General features: G+C 69.8%; 15 protein-coding genes and 1 pseudogene. 9 read left to right on the top strand and 7 right to left on the bottom strand.

Going from position 1 to position 21,255, the window contains the following annotated elements; translation table 11 throughout:
• The 6 genes and pseudogenes from AC08OJ_RS09100 to AC08OJ_RS09075 all read right to left on the bottom strand — a co-directional run.
• Positions 1-199 (bottom strand): annotated as a pseudogene (locus AC08OJ_RS09100) (helix-turn-helix transcriptional regulator); the annotation flags it as partial.
• An 84-nt stretch (positions 200-283) separates the two neighbouring features.
• Positions 284-442, bottom strand: a complete 159-nt coding sequence (locus AC08OJ_RS09095) for a hypothetical protein (RefSeq protein ID WP_476592416.1) — start codon at positions 440-442, stop codon at positions 284-286.
• Between the two features lie 289 nt (positions 443-731).
• Entirely contained in the window at positions 732-3,794 is a 3,063-nt protein-coding gene (locus AC08OJ_RS09090) for a TM0106 family RecB-like putative nuclease (protein ID WP_476595501.1), read from the bottom strand.
• A gap of 72 nt (positions 3,795-3,866) precedes the next feature.
• The gene (locus AC08OJ_RS09085) at positions 3,867-4,433 is read right to left on the bottom strand and encodes a hypothetical protein (protein WP_476592418.1); all 567 of its coding nucleotides are present in this window, start codon (positions 4,431-4,433) and stop codon (positions 3,867-3,869) included.
• A 431-nt stretch (positions 4,434-4,864) separates the two neighbouring features.
• The gene (locus tag AC08OJ_RS09080) at positions 4,865-5,380 is read right to left on the bottom strand and encodes an ATP-binding protein (RefSeq protein ID WP_476595500.1); all 516 of its coding nucleotides are present in this window, start codon (positions 5,378-5,380) and stop codon (positions 4,865-4,867) included.
• A gap of 61 nt (positions 5,381-5,441) precedes the next feature.
• A complete protein-coding gene (locus AC08OJ_RS09075; RefSeq protein WP_476592420.1) occupies positions 5,442-5,729 on the bottom strand; it encodes a hypothetical protein in 288 nt (95 codons plus the stop codon).
• 320 nt (positions 5,730-6,049) lie between these two features.
• Here AC08OJ_RS09075 and AC08OJ_RS09070 point away from each other — a divergent pair, with 320 nt between their 5' ends.
• The 3 genes from AC08OJ_RS09070 to AC08OJ_RS09060 are packed head-to-tail and all read left to right on the top strand — an operon-like array spanning position 6,050 to position 7,146.
• Positions 6,050-6,352 carry a helix-turn-helix domain-containing protein gene (locus tag AC08OJ_RS09070; RefSeq protein WP_476595499.1) on the top strand — a complete coding sequence of 101 codons (303 nt, stop codon included), beginning with the start codon at positions 6,050-6,052 and terminating at the stop codon, positions 6,350-6,352.
• A gap of 6 nt (positions 6,353-6,358) precedes the next feature.
• Positions 6,359-6,940, top strand: coding sequence for a DUF5753 domain-containing protein (locus tag AC08OJ_RS09065; protein WP_476595502.1), 582 nt, complete (start codon positions 6,359-6,361; stop codon positions 6,938-6,940).
• Positions 6,937-7,146, top strand: a complete 210-nt coding sequence (locus AC08OJ_RS09060; protein ID WP_476595498.1) for a DUF397 domain-containing protein — start codon at positions 6,937-6,939, stop codon at positions 7,144-7,146. Before AC08OJ_RS09065 ends, AC08OJ_RS09060 begins: the two co-directional genes overlap by 4 nt.
• 508 nt (positions 7,147-7,654) lie before the next feature.
• Here the strand turns inward: AC08OJ_RS09060 and AC08OJ_RS09055 are convergent.
• Positions 7,655-9,784, bottom strand: coding sequence for a catalase (locus AC08OJ_RS09055; RefSeq protein WP_476592423.1), 2,130 nt, complete (start codon positions 9,782-9,784; stop codon positions 7,655-7,657).
• Positions 9,785-9,951: 167 nt separating this feature from the next.
• Here AC08OJ_RS09055 and AC08OJ_RS09050 point away from each other — a divergent pair, with 167 nt between their 5' ends.
• The 6 genes from AC08OJ_RS09050 (at position 9,952) to pglX (ending at position 21,222) form a co-directional block, all read left to right on the top strand.
• The gene (locus AC08OJ_RS09050) at positions 9,952-11,238 is read left to right on the top strand and encodes a CoA-binding protein (RefSeq protein WP_476595497.1); all 1,287 of its coding nucleotides are present in this window, start codon (positions 9,952-9,954) and stop codon (positions 11,236-11,238) included.
• Positions 11,168-12,064, top strand: coding sequence for an acetate--CoA ligase family protein (locus AC08OJ_RS09045; protein ID WP_476592425.1), 897 nt, complete (start codon positions 11,168-11,170; stop codon positions 12,062-12,064). The genes AC08OJ_RS09050 and AC08OJ_RS09045 overlap by 71 nt, the downstream gene beginning before the upstream one ends.
• A 111-nt stretch (positions 12,065-12,175) precedes the next feature.
• Positions 12,176-13,036 carry a prephenate dehydratase gene (locus AC08OJ_RS09040; RefSeq protein WP_476592426.1) on the top strand — a complete coding sequence of 287 codons (861 nt, stop codon included), beginning with the start codon at positions 12,176-12,178 and terminating at the stop codon, positions 13,034-13,036.
• Between the two features lie 209 nt (positions 13,037-13,245).
• A complete protein-coding gene (ftsH, locus tag AC08OJ_RS09035; RefSeq protein WP_476592427.1) occupies positions 13,246-15,078 on the top strand; it encodes an ATP-dependent zinc metalloprotease FtsH in 1,833 nt (610 codons plus the stop codon).
• Between the two features lie 215 nt (positions 15,079-15,293).
• Positions 15,294-18,527, top strand: a complete 3,234-nt coding sequence (locus AC08OJ_RS09030) for a protein kinase domain-containing protein (protein ID WP_476595496.1) — start codon at positions 15,294-15,296, stop codon at positions 18,525-18,527.
• Between the two features lie 985 nt (positions 18,528-19,512).
• Positions 19,513-21,222: a BREX-2 system adenine-specific DNA-methyltransferase PglX gene (gene pglX / locus AC08OJ_RS09025; RefSeq protein ID WP_476595495.1), complete on the top strand. Its 1,710-nt coding sequence runs from the start codon at positions 19,513-19,515 to the stop codon at positions 21,220-21,222.
• Positions 21,223-21,255: the final 33 nt, after the last annotated feature.

Genomic DNA, 21,255 nt, shown 5'->3' with positions numbered 1-21,255 from the left:
GGCCCCGTCCCTGGACCGGCACCCGTCCCTGGACCGGCACCCGCCCCTGGACCGGTACGGACGGCACCCTCGACCGCGGCCCCCCACTGACGAGACCGAGTTCGCGTTCCATCAACCGGGCCACCGCCATAGCTGCGTGAATAGCCGACTCATCGAATGACAGATCCGGTTCGAGAGCGGCGTACAGTACCGCGGCCACCGCGCCGTCCTCGCATACCGGCACCGCCATGATCGCACCGAGACCGGTGTCGTCGATCTCCGCGGCGGTGGATCGCAGCGCTCTTCACGCGGCAGCTCGATCATTGATGACGACCGGCCGGCAATGCTTGACGACCTGACCGCCGATGCCCATCCCGGCTGGGATCTCGACACCGATCAGCCCGGCCGGCCCCGGCCCGTCCACGTTGGTGATGGTCAGGGTGCGGGAATGGAGCGCGACCATTCCCCCGCAAGTAATGTGTGCACCCGATGAGGCCCGCAGGCGCGCGAGCGCCCGAGGCAGAACAGTTTGCATACGGCTAGGAATATCCAGTGTAAGAGTCATGAGCATCCCCTTCCCCAACCTGCCCAGACGTCGCGAATCCTAGCACCGGCTTTACAATAAGCACAAACAAATACCGATGAAACGGACTTTACATATCTGCATGAGAGTTGGGGGCCGCGGGCGCGTAGTGGACTCCGTGGCTTCATCGCTACCACCCATCAGGTTCCGGCAACGTACCAGGAAAGTGTCAGGAATGTATCAGGGAGCGCACAGTAAGCGGGTCCGTTCGGGCCATGGCACGCAGCCGGGCTAACCCGGCGAGGAGCTGAAGTTCGGCGACCGAACGGGGAGAGCTGTCGAGCAGCGCCGGTGACATGACCAGCGCCGCCGCCACCTGTGCCCGGGAGATCGCGACGTTGAGCCGGTTGCGGGAGAGCAGGAAGTCCAGCCCTCGCGGCGCCTGGGCCGAGCTGGACGTGGTGAGCGAGGTGATGACGACGGCTGCCTCCTGGCCCTGGAAACGGTCCACCGTCCCGACCCGCACCCCGGGCAGGCCCGCCTTGCCCAGCGCGTGCTCGACCGCCCGCACCTGCCGGTTGTAGGGGGCGACGACGAGCAGGTCGCTGCCGAGGAGCGGGCGCGGGGGCCCGCCGTCGACGAGGGTACGACCGAGCAGGTGGCGAACGATGTCACGGATCACAGCAACCTCCTCATCCGACCGGGTGCCGTTGTCGTGATGCTCGACGTCGTGCAGGTATAGCCCGGCCGGTACACCCGCCACGGCGCGCGTCCCGGCCACCGGATGCGCGTGCAGCAGCCCCCGGTACGCCAGCGCCGACACCGGCGCGCATACGGCCGGGTGCAGCCGGCGGGTCCGATCGAGGAAGTAGCCGAACTCGGGCGGGATCACCTCGGCGTCGCCGAGCAGATGCGACAGCGCCGAGGCGTCCGCGCCGTCCGGATGGAGGCCGGCCACCACCTGCGGCAGTTGCTGCGGATCGCCGAGGAGCACGAGGTTGCGGGCCGCGCCGGCCACCGCGAGGGTATCCGCGAGCGCGAACTGCCCCGCCTCGTCAATGATCAGAACGTCGAAGGGGTCACCACGCAGCACCGGGTTCGCGAACGCCCAGGCGGTGTCCCCGACCAGGTGGCCCTCGGGGTGCTCCCGGCGCCACGCCGCAAGTGCCCGCAGATCCCGCGGACCGTCCCAGGGCGGGAATATGCCCGGAGCCGCCTGAGCCGGCTTCGCCCCGGACCGCTGTTTCTTCGCGGCGGGCACCGCGGGGCGCCAGGCGGGCACGGCGTCCGCGGCCCGGGCGTCGGCGGCCCCGGTATCCGCGGCCCCGGTATCCGCGGCTCGGGCGTCCGCGGGATTCGGGTCCGCCGGCGGCTGGCCGGTCGCGGCGAGCATCGCGTTCTCGATCGCCTTGTGACTGGTCGAGCAGACCCCGACCGTGCGCCCCTGCTCGACGAGATGGCGGATAAGCTTGCCGGCGAGGTAGGTCTTGCCCGCCCCAGGCGGCCCCTGCACGGCCAGATAGGAGCCGTCGAGCGCGCTCACCGCGGCGAGCACGGCGGCGATCTGGTCTCCGTCGTGCTCGCCGAGCGCCGGCAGGTCGCCCCGGCCGATCAGCCGCGGGGGGCGACGGCGCAGCAGGTCCAACGCGGGGTCCGCAGGCAGGTCCGGCAGGGCGTCGGCGGTCCGGCGGGCGAGGTCGCGGATCGCCGCCGGCTTGGGTTCCGGACGCACCGGCGATCCGGGCAGCACGGCGAGGGGCGGCCTGCGGGCCACGTCGTCGGGGGCGACGCTCTCCCGCAGCAGCAGCGTGTGCGGCTCGGCCCGCTCGACGACCGCGTCGGTGGTAGCGCCCTCGGCCCCGGGCGGTCCCGAGTAGAGCAGCCGCACCGCCTCGCCGCGGTCGAAGGGATGCGGACAGTCCGGATCGACGCGGGCCTGCAGCAGTCGACGACTCCGCCGCCGTCGCCCGGCCGGTTCGACCCAGTCCTCGACAACGGTCCAGCTCACCGGGACCGCGCAGTCGTCGGCCGATTCCAGCGTGGCGCGATCGGCGGTCAGCGCCGCGAAGTACGACCACCAGGCGGGCTTGTTCTCACGCCGGTGGTATCCGACGGCCGCGGCGAGCAGGGCGCGCGCCCGCTCGTCGTCCGTCCAGTCAGCCGGGTCGTCGGGAAGAGCCGCGACGAGGGTGTCGACGAGCGCGGCGTCGGCGTCGGCGTCGGCGTCGGCGGGGTCTACCGGGTCGGTGCCGGAGGCTGTGGAGGTCGGGGCGGCGAGGTCGATCCGCGGCGTGCCGCCGTCGGCCTCCCGCAGGCCCAGCAGCCAGCGGTGCAGTCGGTGGGTCGACACGCAGTCGATCCGGTTGTAGTCGGCGATCTGAGCGAGGACGCGGTCGGCCGCGGCGAGCTCCCCGGCGGCGCGGTGTGCCAGGAAGCTCTCGTACGCCACGATGCTGTCGATGGCGTTCTTCACCTCGGCCTGCCGGGCACCGGGCAGGAACAGCGGTTCGAGGTATTTGATCGAGTAGGACGGCTGGGAGATCCGCAGGCTGCGCCGGACCACGGCGTAGAGATCCACCAGCCGGTGCCCAGCGAGCAGATCGTCGACCTGCCGTTCCCGCGTACCGTGTCGCGCGGCCAGCCGGCGCAACGCGTTCGGCTCGTAGGGCGCGTAATGGTAGATGTGCGCACCGGGGTGCGCGCGCAACCGCTCCGTCGCCCAGTCGACGAAACGCTCGAACGCCTGCCGCTCCCCCGCCCGATCATGCGCCCAGAACGCCCGGAAGACCTCGCCGTCCGCGAAGGTGACCGCGCCGAACAGGTACTCCAGACCGGCGGCGTCCAGCGCGTACGGATCGCCCTCCATATCGAAGTAGATGTCACCGGGATCGGGTGCCGGAAGGGCCGCGAGACCCTCCGGGCCGGTCATCCGGACGGTCACCGTCCCGACCGGGTCGTCCGCGGTCCGCGTCGCATCCTGCGCGGCCTGCAGTTCCGCCTGAAGACGCAGTCCCGCGAACGTCGCCGGGGACATCGTCGCGGGCCGCTGGTCGTCGCGGGCCGCGGCGAGCTCCTCCACCGCGGTGATGCCAGCCGCGCGCAGCACCCGTCGCTGGTCGCCGCGCAGCCCGGCGACCAGGGACAGGTCGCGGGCCTCCGCCCGGCCGCGCGTGCAGTGCGCGCTGAACGCGCAGGTGGCGCAGGCCGACCGGGGCTCGGCCCAGGATGGTTCGGGAACCACGGGGGCGACCGCCAGCCGATCGGCGAGACGGCTGCGCGCGTGCCCGACCATCGGCACGACATCGTCGACCCGGAACGTGCGCACAACCCCGGGCGCGGGAGCGGGAGCGGGCGCGGTGGCCCGCTACGCGGGATGCAACAGATGCATGAACCGCGGAACGGGTACGCCCACCGACGGTAAGGCCGCCGCGTAGGCAGCGAGCTGCAGCACGGCTCCCGGGCTGGCGTGCCGGGCGAGCTTGGCGTCGTAGGGCTCGTAGCGGCCCGCGACCGCGGGCCCGGTCGACACGCCGGTGATCGGGTCGAGATGCGCCGCGATGAGGAAGTCGGGGCGCCCCTGGAACGCGCCGTCGAACAGCGCCCCCTGGTAGACGACGGGAACCCCGGCGGCCAACGCCTGGCGGGTCCGCTCGTGGGCCTGGGCCAGGGCGGCGAGCGTGGGGGCGGGCCGCTCGATCGCCACGACCCCGTCCGCGCCGAAACACCGGCGCAGATGCTCCAGCCAGCGTCGTTCGTGCGCCTCGCCGTGCCGCACGGCAGTGGTGTCCGCGGGGGTCAGGCGCACCCGGTCGATCCGGCGCGGCCCGTCATCCGACGTCTCCCCGGTCACCAGCCCGGCGGCGAGCGCGTGCGCAAGCCCGACGCGATGCCCACACTCGACGACGTCGACAAGATCACTGGCGGAAACCACCCAGCGGTCCTCGAACCTGTGCACGACACCATCCCCATCTGGGCCATCCCGTTTCCATCCGGGCCATCCCGTTCGGTCCCGTGCCGATCCTCTCCCGATCCGGGTTCACGGTCCGGACCAACCCGGCCGGGCGTGCCCCGAAGGACTGAACGCGGCCGGCCACGCCTTCCGGCACGCAGGAGGTATAGCAGGTGCGGGGGCCGGGGTGGATCTGCTGCCCGGGGGCCCGGTTGTCGCGCTGGCTCCTCTGGGCGCCACATTGTCGACCCACCCGTCTTTACGGGTTGTCCGGTGGGCGGACGGACAGGAAATCCGGTAATACGGCCGAACAAGATGTAAAGTAAATATCGGATAGGTGGGCCGCAGGCGTCCAGCCGTGCGCGTGGCGGAAAGCCGCGCGGGGACGAAGCCGATAACGCCGGATGAACTCGTCAGCGACCCGCCGCAAGGTCTCCGGGTCGGTGCGGTAGACGACCGGTGCCATAGGCTCCGGCCCAACCCTCGGCGTCCGTCGTCGGCGGCGCGGGCCGCAACCCGCCGGGAATCTCCGCCCACATGACTTTTCCGCCGGTCTTGACCCGGTACCACGACCATTGGCTACACAGCGCGTCGACCATCAACAAGCCACGCCCGTCCTCGCTGAACACGTCCGGGATCTTGATCCGGGGAGCGGTGTCATTGCCGTCCCACACTTCGACAAGGACATTCCTGCTCGTCGCGGTAAGCCGCATGGCCACCACGTTTTCCAGGTTTTCCAGGCGGCTCGCCTTCACGGCATTCGAGGCCAACTCACAGACGACGAGTTCGGCACTGCTGACGGCGTCCGGGTCCACTGACCATTCCGTGAGCGTGCGGACCGTGCTCGTACGCACGGCGGGAACGGCGACGGCGGTTGGCGGGAAGTGCGCCACGGCCACCCGGATCACAGGTGATGAGTCACCAGTCATGCTGAGCCCCGTGCGGCGGTCAGCGCGTGCGTGGCCGCCCAGCAGGCGATGATCGTGACGTTCACGGCCGCTGTGCAGGCTGGCGCCGCGCCGTGCCGTCTACGCCTGCGCCCAGGGAGGGCGGGTCGCAGCCGGGCAGCACGGCGAACTCGGCCCACGCCACCAGCTCACAGCGGGCGTGGGATAGGCGGCGGCTGACCTTCGCTACACGGTCGTCGAGGGTCAGGGGGAGGCGGGTTCGCGCCTGCCGCATCCGCACGTGCGCCCACTCGTGGGCGGTGTCGAAGTCGGGGAATGCGCCGAGCGGTCTTCCGTCCGCGTCCCACACCACGAACCGGCGTTCGTCCATGGACCCTCTCCCTTCGGTTTGCGACGGGTAGCCCCCCGCGCCGCGAGTCCGTCCCCGTGCCACAGACAGCAGAGCGCGGCGGATGCCGCCGAGAAGAGCGCCTTGGCAACGCAGAGAGACGCGAGCGTCCGCCGACTGCAACGCCGTAGGGGCCAGGCGACCACTCTCGGCGCGCCTGCTGTCACGCAGAAGTCAAACATCGCGAGAGCTCAACATGCAAGACTCATTCTGCAAGCTGAGAAATGTTGATATTTATTCGAAATAGCGATCAGAGTCTTCCATTTCGGGTGATGGACTACCCTCAAACCGAAGGAGGGGCGATGCCAGAGGGCACCACGACGACGGGCTCGACCGTGCCGCGCCGTCCGCTCGGCCGGTACCTGCGTGATCTTCGGAACCAGGCGAGGTTGACCGTGCGGGCAGCCGCACGGCGCTTGGAGTGGTCCGAGGTCAAGATCTGGCGCATCGAGTCGGGGCTGACCTCGCTCCGAAGCTTCGACGTAGAGATCATGTGCCGGATCTACGGTGCGCCCACCGATCTGACCGAGGCGCTGATGGGGCTCGCGAAGGAGACGAAGGCGCGCGGCTGGTGGCACAGCTACGGCGACGTCATCCCGGCCTGACTCGACCTGTACATCGGGCTCGAAGAGGCGGCCTCTCGCCTCTGGTGCTATCAGCCGGAACTCGTTCCCGGTCTCCTCCAGACAGAGGAGTATGCACGGACCCTGATCCGAGCGGAAGACCCCGGTGTCGAGGACGACGAAATAGACCGGCGAATTCACGTGCGCATGGCCCGGCAGGCGTTGCTGATCCGAGCGACCGATCCCCCGGTGCTGAATGTTGTTCTCAATGAGTCGATTCTGCATCGCCCCGTTGGCGGCCCGAAGGTGCTTGCACAGCAACTCGAACGGATTGCGGACGTAAACCGACTGCCTAATGTCACGATCAAGGTAATGCCGTTCAGCGCCGGCCTACACGCGGGTGTCACCTCGGGTCCGTTCGTCGTTCTTCGGTTTCCCGAGAACGGAACCGGACGAGCGGGGGAACCGCTAACGGTTTACGTGGAGGGACTCACCGGAGCGTTGTATCTAGAGAAAGATCGTGAGGTAGAGCAATACGAAGAGTCGTTCAGCGCGATATGGGAATCTTCGGCAGAGCGGGACGCGAGCACCAAGATGCTCATTGATCGAGCTAGGAGTCTCGAACCATGAACAGTCACGATCTTTCCGGCACGGTGTGGCGCAAGAGCAGCTACAGCAACGCTAAGGGTGAATGTGTCGAGGTTGCGTTCCTTGACGGCGGTCTTGTCGCCCTACGGGACAGTAAGGACAATGGAACCGGGCCGGCGCTGGTCTTTACCGATGCGGAATGGTCGGCGTTCGTGCATGGTGTGACGGATGGAGAGTTCACGGCCTGACAGCCGATACGGCGTCCGCAGGGCGCCAAGATAGCACTTTAACACGTCTTCACTACTATTGCCCGTCCGTGTGATGCTCGAAGAGCGCTACCGGACGGGCAATAATCCGACCGAGCGACGAGAGATAAAGCTCCCATCGTGCCGAAAGTCCGCGCTAAATTGGATCTCAGGTCTGGTTTCTACGACGATGTCTTAAAACGTGTCGAGCGGTCCCTAGACGTTCGCCTTGACCGAACCGCGGTGGTGCGGAAGCGACGCTCAATTGGCCTCGCCAGCGATAAAGAAACCTGGGTCCGTATCGAGGTTCGGTCCCTGGAGAAGATGACCGGTCAGGGATGGAACGGAACCGAGACCTCATCGATGCTTCATGGCGTGACTCGGCCCGCCGCCGGTACGACGCCGGCGGACCACCGTGATCACGCGCGAACCCGGCCTCCTCGAAGACCTGACGGGCCTTGACCGTCACGATCTGGCACATCGGCACCATCGGCAACAACGGCGCCCGGCCCTACGCGGCGACGGCCTCCAGCGCGCGGTCGAAGTGCCGGTGGGCGGCCACGGCCGTGGTGAACGCGGAACCGAAGTCATCGAGCACGGACGGCCCCGCAAGGTCGCGGACCGTCACGACACCCCGGTCGGACACCACCGCGTCACCCTGGTCAGCGACCCGCGCGCCCGGCAAGGAGGCGATCTCGAGCAACGACGCCCCTGCGCCGACCGCGCCGATCGGCTTCGCGTGCTTGTACGCCTCGCCGACGTAGTGCACGGCCTCGCCGTTGTGTGTCAGTGCGGTGACACCGCGCTCGCCCGGGGCGACGAACACCGCGTCGTAGAGGACCGAGGACATGGTCACCAGCGTTCGGTCCACCGGCAGCGCGTCGCCGGACACCGTGGCGAGCATGCCTCCGTGCGGCGCGAGAACCTCCAGGATCGCGCCCTGTTCGCGCAGCGCGGCGGTGGCCGAACGCAATGCCACCTCGTCCACGCCGTCCGCCGCGAGCACCGCGATCCTGCGGGTGGCCACCCCGCTGGGCTGGTCGGCCTGGCTCAGCGCGGGTGAGGACCGTCCGTGGTTCGGGGTGCTCTCCGGTGGCACCGGCAGCCCGAGGTTCTCGGCGACCCCGGCCGCGAGTTCGTGGTCCACCTGGGCGAGATGTCCCAGGACACGCTCCTTGATCTGGGTGTAGTCGACCTTGCCGAGCTCGAAGCTGAACGCGTCGACGATGTGCCGCCGCTCCCAGGAGGACATGCTGTTCCAGAACAGGGTGGCCTGGCTGTAGAAGTCCTTGAAGCTCTCGCTCCGCTTACGGATCTTGTTCCCGTCGACCCGCTCGGCGTAGTGCACGTACCCGCCGTGCGCCGGATCGGAGAGCACCGGGCAACCGCCGCTGATCGAGTTCGGGAAGTACGACGCCTGGCTCTGCTGGATGCGATGCTGCCCGTAACCGTCGCGGGAGTTGTTGTGCACCGCCGCGACCGGCCGGTTGACCGGCAGCTGGGCGAAGTTCGGGCCGCCGAGCCGGATCAGTTGGGTATCCAGGTAGGAGAACAGCCGGGCCTGCAGCAGCGGGTCGTTCGTGAAGTCGATGCCGGGGACGACGTTCTGTACGCAGAACGCCACCTGCTCGGTCTCGGCGAAGAAATTGTCGGGGTTGCGGTTGAGCACCAGCCGTCCCACCGGCCGCACCGGCACCCGCTCCTCAGGAATGATCTTCGTCGCGTCGAGAAGATCGAAGTCAAACGCGTGCTCGTCGGATTCCGGCACGAGCTGCACGCCGAGTTCCCACTCCGGGAACGTACCGTTCTCGATCGACTCCCACAGGTCCCGCCGGTTGAAGTCGGGATCCTTGCCCGCGATCTTCTGCGTCTCGTCCCAGACCAGGGAGTGCGTGCCGAGCTTCGGCCGCCAGTGGAACTTGACGAAGGTCCCCTGCCCGGCGGCATCGACGAACCGGAAGGTGTGCACGCCGAAGCCCTGCATCATCCGGTAGCTGCGCGGCAGTGCCCGGTCCGACATCAGCCACATCATCATGTGCATCGACTCGGGGACGAGGCTGACGAAGTCCCACAGGGTGTTGTGCGCGGAGGATGCCTGCGGGATCTCGTTGTGCGGCTCCGGCTTCACCGCATGGACGAAGTCGGGGAACTTGATACCGTCCTGAATGAAGAATACCGGCATGTTGTTACCGACGAGATCGAAGTTACCCTCCTCGGTATAAAATTTGACGGCAAATCCGCGTACGTCCCGGACCGTGTCCGCGGAACCGCGGGAACCGCCGACGGTCGAGAACCGTACGAACACCGGGGTACGCCGGCCGGCCTCGCCCAGGAAGTGCGCCCGGGTCACGTCGGCGAGCGACTCGTACGCCTCGAAGTACCCGTAGGCACCGGCACCGCGGGCGTGGACGACCCGCTCGGGGATGCGCTCGTGATCGAACCGGGTGAGCTTCTCCCGGAAGTGGAAGTCCTCCAGCAGCGTCGGACCGCGTTCCCCCGCCGCGAGCGAGTCATCGGTGTATTCGACACCGATCCCCTGGTCGGTGGTCATGCGGGCGCCGTCGTCGCCGACTCGGACGGCGTCGAGCTGCTGCTGCTTCGCGTCGTCCCGCGGGAGGCGCGACGTCCCAGGATCGGTCATGATGGTCACCTCGCTGACTGCCTGATGCTGTCCGGACGTACCCGGACCTACCCGCGACGACACGAGTAAATCTCGCTTCCGGACGGCGTCGCGCCGGCGTCGCGGTCTTCCCCACCGCCGACGGGAACCGGCGAGGAACCGGCGACGAACCAGCGAGGAGGCATCCGTTGCGGGAGAACCTGGCGGAGTCGCGCAGCATCGCCCGGCTGCTCCACCCGCGCACGGTCGCCGTGGTGGGGGCGAGCCGCGAGCCGGGCTCGGTCGGTCACGAGGTCTTCCGCCGGCTGCTCGCCAGCGAGTTCACCGGCTCTGTCTATCCGGTCAACGCCGCGGCAACCCATGTGGCATCCGTCTACGCCTACCGGGACCTGTGTGACGTCCCAGTCGAGATCGACCTCGTGGTCGTCGCGGTGCCGGCGCCACGGGTCGCCGAGGTCATGCGGGCCTGCGCGGAGAAGGGGGTACGCGGCGTCATTATGGTCGCGGCCGGCTTCGCCGACGGTGGTGACGAGGGACGGGCCCGGCTCGCGGACGTTATCCGGATCGCCCGTGACGGCGGCATGCGACTGATCGGGCCGAACGCGATGGGCGTCATCAACACCGTCCCGACGGTCCGGCTGCACGCCACCTTCGCGGTCGGCGACCCCCCGCCCGGCCGGGTCGGCCTGTTCACCCAGTCCGGGGCGCTCGCGGGCACGTTCCTCACCGACGCCTCCCAGCGCGCCCTGGGCATCTCCACGTTCGTCTCGATCGGGGACCGCTCGGACGTCTCCTGCAACGACCTGCTGCGGTACTGGCGCTCCGATCCACGAACCGGCGTGGTCATGTTGCATCTGCAGAGCCTGGGAAACCCACACCGGTTCGCCCGGATCGCCCGCGAGCTCAGCCGGCACAAGCCGGTCGTGGCACTCAAGAGCGGGCGGGAGGCCGCCCACAGCGACATCGACGCCCTGTTCAGCAGCGCCGGGGTGATCCGCGTCGACACGTTGAGCCAGCTGTTCGACACGGCCCAACTGCTGGCCTGCCAACCGCTGCCGGCCGGCCGGCGGGTCGGCATCGTCCGGACCTCCAGCGCGCTCGCGGCGCTCGCCGCCGACGCCTGCCGTACCTACGGGCTCGGCGTGCCGGCGCTGTCCGCGTCGACCTGCGCCGGTCTCGCCACGCTGGTCGGCCATCGGCACGCCACGAACCCCGTCGATCTCGGGCCGCTGGCCGATCCGGACCGGTTCGACGCCGCGCTGCGCGCGGTCGCGATCTCCGGGGACGTCGACGCGATCATCACCCTGGTCACCCCGCACGCGCAGGTCGACCGGCTGGCGAGCTCGGTGCGCGCGGTGGCCGTCGAGAGCGGCCTGCCGGTGCTCGCCTCCTTTCTCGGGCAGGATGGGATCCCTGCCCATCTGGCTGTCCGGGACGGCTCGGGTACCCCGGGCCCGGGGTCGGTGCCGTCCTAACGCCTCGCCGGAGTCGGCCGCGCTCGCGCTGTCCCGCGCGGCCGATCATGCCGCCGGGCGGACCCGGGACCAGGGCAGCGTCCCTGTGCTGGCCGGCATCGGCCTGGACCGCGCCCGTGCCGAGGCCGAGCGCTACCCGAAGGACGGGGCGTGGCTGCCCGATGCCGCCGTCGCGACCCTGCTGGCCGGGGTCGGCCTGCACGCCTGGCCGAGCCGGCGGGTCGGCAACCAGGCCGAGGCCCTCGCCGCGGCGGAGGCGTTCGGGTGGCCGGTGGCGCTGAAAATCGCCGACGAACGGTTCCGCAGCCGGCTCGACGTCGGCGCCGTCCAACTCGGAGTCGACGATGCGGCCGGGCTCACGCAGGCCTGGCAGGCCATCCGCGCCGCCGTCGGGCCGGGCGACATGCTCGTGCAGCCGATGGCCCCGGCCGGGGTCTCGACCGTGGTGCAGCTGCGGCAGGATCCCATCGTCGGTCCGCTGCTCTCACTGCGCCTGGGCGGGGTCGTCGCGGACCTGCTCGTCGACCCGCTCTCCCGCACGCTGCCGCTGACCGACCGGGACGCGGCCGAGCTCATCCAGGAGATCCGCGGCAGCGTGCTGCTGCTCGGCGGCTCCGGGGCGCCCGCCGCCGACACCGACGCCCTGGCCGACCTGCTGCACCGCGTCGCCCGGCTCGGGGAGGAACTGCCGGCCATCGCCGAGATCCTGCTTGATCCGGTGCTCGTCGGCCGCCGCGGCGTCGTGCTGCTGCATGCCGGCCTCCGCCTGCTCCCGCCCGAGACGGAACCACGGACGCTGCCGCGCACGCTCGCCGCCGACGGTTGAGCCCGCTCTCGGGCACGGGGACTGTCGCCCGGGAACTGTACGGTCGAGGAGTCAACACCGGCACCGGTACGGACCCAGCCGGTAACCGATCCAGCGGATTCGAGGACATGGATGACCGCCCGACAGAGGATCGCGTTCCAGGGCGAGCGGGGAGCCAACTCCCACATCGCCTGCCGGGACGTCTATCCAGACTACGACGCGGTCCCTTACCAGACCTTCGACGAGTGCTTCTCCGCGCTGGAGGAGGGTGAGGTGGACCTGGCGATGATCCCGGTGGAGAACTCCACCGCGGGTCGGGTCGCCGACATCCACCATCTGCTCCCCCGCCCCGGGGTGCACATCATCGGCGAGTACTTCCTGCCGATCCGTCACCAGCTGCTCGGCCTGCCCGGGGTGACCCTCGACGAGGTGAAGACGGTGCACAGCCATCCCCAGGCGCTGGCCCAGTGCCGGGAGGCGCTGCGCACGCTGGGTCTGACGGCGGTTGCCCACGCCGACACCGCCGGGGCCGCCCGGGAGATCGCCGAGGCCGGCGATCCGACCAGGGCCGCGATCGCCTCCCGGCTCGCCGCCGAGGCGTACGGGCTGCAGATCCTCCAGGCCGATCTCGAGGACGCGGACCACAACACGACGCGGTTCCTGATTCTGTCCGGCGAGAACCTGCGCGCGGCCGTCGGTGTCGGCCCGATCGTCACGACGTTCTTCTTCAAGGTGCACAACCGGCCCGCCGCGCTCTACAAGGCCCTCGGCGGCTTTGCCACGAACGGGATCAATATGACCCGTCTGGAGAGCTACATGGTGGGCGGGGGCTTCGTCGCCACCCAGTTCCTCGCCGACATCGAGGGCAGCCCGGAGGAGCCGGCCGTCGCCCGCGCCTTCGAGGAGCTGTCCTTCTACGCCGACCACCGCATCCTCGGCGTCTACCGGGCGAGCCGGTACCGGGAACGGATCAGCACCGGTTCCGGGGCCTGATCGGCCTCCGGTGGAACGCGCCCCGGCAGAAGCCCTGGTAGAAAAGGACCAGCGGCATGTTCGGACGGCCGGAGAATTGACGGCAGGAGAACTTCGGACGACAGGAGAACCAGGGAATCTCCCCGGTCCGTCTCGGGACCCTCCACCCGTCCACCCAGGCGCGTCCCGGGCCACCGAAGGACACCCCACCCAAGCCGGCGCCGCCGCCGATGCCCGGCTGGCGCCGCCTGCTGCTGCCGCTGGGGCTGTTCATCACGTTCCTGCTGCTGATCGGGCCGAGCCTGTTCGCCGTCCGGCCGGAGTCGCTGACGTACTCCGAGTTCCTCGATCGGGTGAATGCCGCCGCCGTGCGGTCGGTGTCCGTCGACGACCGCGGCGCCGTCGACGGCACGCTCAAGACCGGCAAGGACTTCACCTCCCAGATCCCCACCGCCCTGGACACCGGTGATCTAACCGGCCAACTGCGGGCGAAGGGTGTGCAGATCACCGGGACACGGGCCGGCACGTCGTTCTGGTCGGTCGTGCTGAGCTCCCTGCCGCTGCTGCTGCTCATCGGGTTCTTCGTCTGGTCGGGCCGGCAGGCCCGCAAGATGGGCGGCCTGGGCGGCATCGGCATGTTCGGCCGGTCGAAGGCGAAGATCACCGAATCGGAACGGCCGGCGACCAGGTTCAGCGACGTCGCCGGGTACGAGGGCGCGAAGCAGGAGATCAGTGAGGTCGTCGACTTCCTGCGCCATCCCGAGCACTACACCCGGGTCGGCGCGCACGGCCCGCGCGGGGTGCTGATGGTCGGGCCGCCCGGTACCGGCAAAACGCTGCTCGGCCGGGCGGTCGCGGGCGAGGCGGATGTCCCGTTCCTGTCCATCACCGGTTCCGGTTTCGTCGAGATGTTCGTCGGCGTCGGGGCCTCCCGGGTGCGGGACCTGTTCGCCGAGGCCCGCAAGCGGGCACCGTCGATCATCTTCATCGACGAGATCGACGCGATCGGCGGGCGCCGGGGGGCGAACGTCATCGGCGGCAACGACGAACGCGAGCAGACCCTCAACCAACTGCTGGCCGAGATGGACGGCTTCGAGCAGGACACCGGGGTGGTGGTGCTGGCCGCCACGAACCGGCCGGAGACCCTGGACGCGGCGCTGCTGCGGCCCGGCCGCTTCGACCGCCAGGTCACGGTGCCGCTGCCCACCCAGTCCGAACGCCTGGCGATCCTGAAGGTGCACGCCCGGGGCAAGGCCCTCGCGCCGGACGCCGACCTCGACCGGATCGCCCGCGGCACCCCCGGCTTCTCCGGGGCGGACCTGGCGAACGTCGTCAACGAGGCGGCCATCCACGCGGTCCGGGACGACCGGGAGGTCGTCACCGCCGAGGACCTCGACGCCGCGCGGGACCGGATCCTGCTCGGCCGCCGCGACGCCTCGAACGCGCTGCTCCCCGAGGAGAAGAAGTCCGTCGCAGTGCACGAGTCCGGCCACGCCCTGGTGGCGGCGTTCTGCGAACACGCCGACCCGGTGGCGAAGGTGACGATCCTGCCGGCCGGGATGTCCCTCGGTGCCACCGAGCAACTGCCCGAGGCCGAGCGGCACCTGTATACCGAGGGCTACCTGCTCGACAGTCTCGCGGTCCGGCTCGGCGGCCGAGCGGCGGAGCTCGTCGTCTTCGGCCACGGGTCCACCGGGGCCTCCTCCGACCTGACCGGCGCGACCCAGGTGGCCACCCGCATGGTGCGCGAGTTCGGCCTGTCGGCCGCGGTCGGCCCGGTCGGCTACGGTACCCAGAACCCGCAGTACCTCGGCGGGGAGGAGCTGGTCAGCCGACCGTACTCGGAACAGACCCAGCGCCTGATCGACGCCGAGGTCGCCCGGCTGCTGCGCGAGGCCGAGGCGCGGGCGGTCGATCTGCTCACGACCCATCGCGACGCCCTCGACACCCTCGCCGGGATGCTGCTGGAGCAGGAGACCGTGGACGGCTCTGTGGTCGAGGCCGTCGCGCGCGGGTCCGCGACCGCAGAACGTGCGCCGACGCGGGTGCCGCTGCCCGGCTGACCGCCGATGCCCGCGGTCCAGATCTCACCGCGCCGCGGTGGCCTCACCCGGCGGCGTCGGCGAGATTGGGCAGCCCCGACACCGCGAGAGCCCATCGCGGGACGGCCTACCCACAACACTGGTTGCAAGCACCTGCGGCCACAGAGATACGATCCAAGATCTTTGGACTATGCCGGTCCGGTTCTGGGCCCGGCCTCGCATCGGGGGAGGGCCCATTGGACGATGAGCGCTGGACGCAGTGCACACCGTCCGAGTACGCCTGGGAGCGTGCGGCCCTGTCCTATCTCAAGGCGCAGCTACCAACCGGGGATCCCTACCGGGCCTGGGCGAACGCCGAGTTTCTCGGGTCCGACGGTTCCGTCAACGAGGTCGACCTGCTTCTCGTCCTGCCGGCGGGCATCGTCGTGCTGGAGATCAAGTCCTGGTCCGGTGTCCTCGTGGGAGACTCGGGCACCTGGCGTCAGAGCCACCGCGCCCCGGTCGACAACCCCGTCATCGGAGCAAACCGCAAGGCCCGCAAACTGAAGTCACTGCTGGTTTCCCGGCCGGCGATGCGGGGCCGACGGGTGCCATGGGTGGAGGGCGCGGTATTCCTGAGCGACGCGCGGCTGGAGATCCTCCTTGTCCCAGAAGGCCGGGCGCACGTCTTCGGACGGCATGACCAGACCCAGCTGCCGAGTTTCCTGGACTTCGCGCGGCAGCCCGGCCGGGTGGACGGCGAGCTCAGCAATGCCCTGGCCCGGGCCGTCGACCAAGCCGGGATCCGCCCGTCCCAGCGGGCGCGGACCGTCGGCAGCCTTCGCCTGGAGCTGCCCGCCTTCCAGGAGGGCGTCGGCTGGCAGGACTTCCTCGCCCGCAACCAGCGGTTTCCCGACGACCGGCCGCGGCGGGTGCGGATCTATCTGGCCAGTGGTGTGGAGTCGGTGCACCAGCGTGACCAGCTCGTGCGGGCCGCCGAGCGGGAGTACCTCGCACTACGCGGCATCGACTATCCGGGGATCGCGGCGCCGATCGACTTCGTCGAGCACGATCTGGGCCCCGCACTCGTCTTTCCCTACGATCCCGAGCTGATCCGGCTGGACCATTTCCTCCAAGAACACGAACGCGAGCTGTCCTTCGACGATCGGTTGGCACTGCTGCGCGCCCTTGCCGAGACCATGGCGTACGCCCACCGGCGGGTGCTGACGCACCGGGGCCTGAGCCCGCGATGCGTCTGGGTTCGGCGCCGGTCCGACCGCTTCGCCCTCCAGATCACGGACTGGCAGACGGCCTCCCGCGGCTCCGAATCGACGTCAGGGATACCGAGCACTACCGGCCCGGCCACGTCGACGGGGGGCTACGTCGAACTGGCCGACGACGCCGCCGCGGCCTACTTCGCACCCGAGTGGAGCTGGGGCACGGCGAAGGGGGTCACCCTCGACGTCTTCGGGGTCGGCGCCATCGCCTACCGGATCTTCACCGGGAACCCCCCCGCGGCATCATCCGGGGAGCTCAGCCGACGTCTGTCCGAACACAACCGACTGTTACTCGCCGAACAGGTTGATGCCGTCTCCGAGGAGCTCAACGAGCTCGTCGCCCGGGCGACCGAGACCGACCCGGAGCAACGCACCCGGGACATGGCCGCGTTCTTGCTCGATCTCGACCTGGTTCGGGAACGGCTGGCCGCCATCGCGGAGGAGGCACCGGTTGTCGTTGATCCCCTGGAGGCCGAGGCCGGCGCCGAACTGGAGGGCGGATTTTCGGTCCTCGGCCGGCTGGGCCGCGGCTCGACGGCGCTCGCCCTGCTCGTCGAGCGGGACGGCGGGCGCGCGGTTCTCAAGGTGTCGTTGGACCGAGACAAGGATCCGCGGTTGGTCGCCGAGACCGAGACGCTGCGCACCCTCGGCGAGCATCCCGGTGTCGTGCAGCTGCTGAGCGACGGCGTGATCGACGTCGGCCCACGCCGGGCCCTGCTGATCACTTCAGCCGGGGAACGCACCCTCGCCCAGGAGCTGCGCGAGCGAGGCCGACTACAACCGGAATGGCTCCAGGGGTGGGGCGACGACCTGCTGGAGATCGTCCAGCATCTACAGCGCTCCGGGCTGGCGCATCGCGACATCAAGCCGGACAACCTCGGCGTCGCCGAACGTGGCGGCAGGGGCAAGAAGCGGCAGCTCGTCCTGTTCGACTTCTCCCTGGCGAAGGAGCCGTTGGAGGCCATCGAAGCCGGCACCCGCCCGTACCTCGACCCGTTCCTCGGCCGAGGCGAGCGCCGCCGATGGGATCAGGCTGCCGAGCGATACGCCGCGGCGGTGACGCTCTACGAGATGGCGACCACACGCCGGCCCGAGTACGGAACCCATGGCGGGCATCCGAGTTTCGTCGACGCCGACGTGGCAATCGAACCCGAGCTGTTCGACCGGTCGTACGCGACCGGTCTCACCGAGTTCTTCCGCCGAGCGCTGCACCGGGACGTCAGACAGCGCTTCGACACCGCGGAGGACATACGCCGCGCCTGGAACGCGATCCTGGCCGAACCGGCCAGCGTGGTCCCGCAGCCGCCCTCCGCGCGCATCAGCCGGGACACGCCCATCGGCGCCGCCGGTCTGTCCCGCCCCCGGTGCTGTCGGTGTTCGAGCGGCTGTCGATCGATACGGTGGGCGGCGCGCTCGACCTGTCGCCCGCCCAGGTCGTCTGGCTGCCCGGCATCGGTACGAAGACCCGCCAGCAGTTGCGTGCGGACCTGGACCGGCTGGCCGGCCAGGTCACCTCGTCCCCGGCCGAGCGGCCCACCGAGCCGACGCTCCTCGACCGCGTCGCCGCCGGGCTCATCCCCCGCGCGACCGACCGGGCCGTCGCCGAAGCCCTGCTCGGCCTCGGCGAGCAGGGCGGCAACGCATGGACGAGCGTGCGCGACGCGGCCAAGGCCCTTGACCGCGAGCAACGTACCGTCCGGCAGGCGGTGGCCAGGTTCGAGCGGCATTGGCTGGCCCTCGACGGGATGCGAGAGCTGCGGGACACCATCGTCAAGGTCGTCGAGTCGGTCGGTGGGGTCGCCTCCGCCCGGCACTGCGCGGCGGCCCTGCTCGACTTTCAGGGCAGCACGGTGGAGGAACCGCTGCGCTCCCGGCTCGCCGAGGCCGTCGTACGCGCGGCGATCGATGCCGAGCTGGCCGACGACTCCCCCGGCGACGACACCGCCGCCGACACCACCCACGACGCCTCCGGCGGTTCCGAGATGGGCGGCGATCCACGGCTGGTGTACAGCCGAGAGCCCAATGGCATCCTCGTCGCCGCCGGCCCCCCGCGCGCCGGGGACGGGCCCTCCACCGCCGATCGGTTGGACTGGGCCTCCCGGCTCGGCGACGCGGCCGACGACCTCGCCGGCGCGGACCCGCTGCCGGCTCCGGCTCGGGTCATCGAGACGTTGCGCGCCGTCCGCGCCCCCGGCGACACCGATCCCTCCCTGATCTTCCCCGAACGGCTCCTCGACGTCGCCATGATCGCCTCCGAGAACGCCGCGGTGACGCCGCGCCTGGAGGTCTACCCGCGAGGCCTCGACGCGGGACGGGCGCTGCGGCTGGCCGCCGGGGCGCTGTACGGCCGCACGGAGCTGACCCCCGAGCAGGTGGCCGAGCGGATCATCGTGCGGTTCCCGCACGCGGGCGCGCTGCCCAGCCGTCCCGAGCTGGACGCCCTGCTCGACGCGGCCGGGGTGCCGCTGTGCTGGGACGACGAGAAAAAGCGGTACGTGACCCGCCGCATCGAGGTTACCGGGCTCACCTCCCTGGTCACCTCCCGTGGAACCAGGCCGCGCTGGAGCACCGGCGCGGGCGCCACTTGGACGACAATGGGATGGCGCCGGGTCTCCGACGAGGTGCTGGCCGCGGATGACCGGCTCACCCGTTCGCTGGTGGACGGCGGCTGGCTGGTGCTGTCGGTGCCGCCGCGGCGACTCGCCCGGGCCGAACACTGCCTGGCCGCGCAGGATGTCACCGTTGTCGACGCGGAACAAGCCCTGCTCGCGGGGATGCGGGAGTTCTGCGCCCAGCACCGGGTGCAGCGGTCGATCGTCCTGGAGGCCGACGCCGCCGACCGATCGTCGCGCGACTGGGCCAACCTCTCAAGGGTCGCGCAGGTCGGGCTCGCCGGTGTGCGGGCCTCGATCGAGGCCGCGGGGCCCGCGGTGCTGATCACGAATGCGGGGGTGGTCGCCCGGTACGATCCGGCGCTGGTGGTGCTGGATGAGCTGCGCGCATCGGTGCGGATGGCGACCGAGACATCACCGGTGCGTACGGTGTGGCTGCTCGTACCCTGGGCCGACGTGGACAAACAACCGTTGTTGGATGGTGGCGCTCCCGTGCCCCAGTTCGGCAACCAGGGCCTGGCACTGTCCGAGGAGTGGATTGTCCGGCACGAATCTCGGCTCGCCGACGGCGTTGAGGGAGGAGCAGCGTGATCGAGGCGAGGCGCCTGTTGGCCGATCTCCAGCGGCAGGTCCGCGGCCTGGAGGCGGACCTGCGCGCGCGGGCCCGGTCGGACCGGGACGTCGACGATCGGCTGCACAAGCGGTACCAGGAGGCGAAGACAGGCTGTCGCACCGGCGTCGGCTACGAGACGTGGCTCGACCAGCAGCTCACCCAGGTGGCGGTCGGTTGGGTGCTGGCCTGCGTGTTCACCCGATTCTGCGAGGACAACGCGCTGCTGGGACGTCCGATGCTGGCCGGCCCGGTCCGCCCCGAGCAGGAGGCCGACGAGACAGGCGAGGCCAGGGAACGGGTCGACGGGGTGGCCGAGGCCCGGGAATGGCAGGCTTTCTACTTCCAGACGGAGGACCACAAGAATGACTCCGACCTGGACTACCTGCGGGCGGCGGTCGCCCGGCTGGAGGCGTACGACGCAACCCGGGATCTGGTCAACCGGCGCAACCCGCTGCACCTGGTGGATATCTCACCGGACGCGGCGACCGGCCTGCTGGAGTTCTGGCGGCGGATCGACCCGGAAACCGGCGCCCTCGTCCACGACTTCTCCGATCCGGCATCCTCCACCCGCTTCCTCGGCGATCTGTACCAGGATCTTTCCGAGCAGGCACGTAAGGACCACGCGCTGCTCCAGACCCCCGAGTTCGTCGAGGAGTTCATCCTCGACCGGACCCTTGCCCCGGCGATCGACGAGTTCGGCCTCGCCGAGGTTCGGATGATCAACCCGACCTGCGGCTCCGGGCACTTCCTGCTCGGCGCCTTCGACCTCCTGCTCGACCGGTGGCAGAAGCAGGAACATGGGATTGACCTCAAGGTCCACGTGGAGCGCGTACTCGGCCAGGTCCACGGCGTCGACATCAACCCGTTCGCGGCGGCGATCGCCCGATTCCGCCTCGTCATCGCCGCACTGGCCGTCTGCGGGATCACCCGGCTCGTCGACGCCCCCGCCTGGCGCATCCGCATCGCCATCGGTGACTCCCTGCTGTGGGGCACCGAGGATCAGCAGGACGAACTCGACGGCGTCGCCACCCACGCCCTGACGGGTTCCACCGGTGAGGGTGAGTTCACCTACGAGTACGAGGACGCTCGCGAGCTGAAGGAGATCCTGGAAGCCCGCTACCACGCGGTTGTCGGTAACCCGCCGTACATCACGGTCAAGGACCGGGTCCTCAGCGACGCCTATCGGGTACGCTGGAGCGCATACCATCGCCAGTACGCGCTCAGCGTGCCGTTCGCGCAGCGGTTCTTCCGACTCGCGATCAACGGCGGCTTCACCGGCCAGATCACCGCGAACTCCTTCATGAAGCGCGAGTTCGGCAAGAAACTCATCGAGGAGTTCTTCCCGAGCGTCGACCTCACCCTGCTCGTCGACACCAGCGGCGCCTACATCCCCGGCCACGGAACCCCGACCGTCCTCATCTTCGGCCGCCACCGCCGGCCCTCCCTGACCACGGTGCAGACCGTCCTTGGGATCCGGGGCGAGCCCAGCGCACCGGCCGACCCGGCCAAAGGCCTCGTATGGGCACGAATAGTAGAGAACTTCGCGAATGCTGACCACACGGATGCATATATCAGCACCCTCGGAATCAAGCGGATAGATCTTGCGAGGCATCCCTGGTCACTCGCTGGCGGTGGAGCGGCTCAGTTGCAAGCTCAGATAGACGCAACCAGCGCGTCTACATAGGGATCGTCATTAAATAAGTTGATCATTTGATCT

The organism is Frankia sp. CgKIO3 (assembly GCF_977946435.1).
The sequence above is the reverse complement of the archived record's forward strand: the minus strand, read 5'-3'. Positions and strand labels throughout refer to the sequence as shown.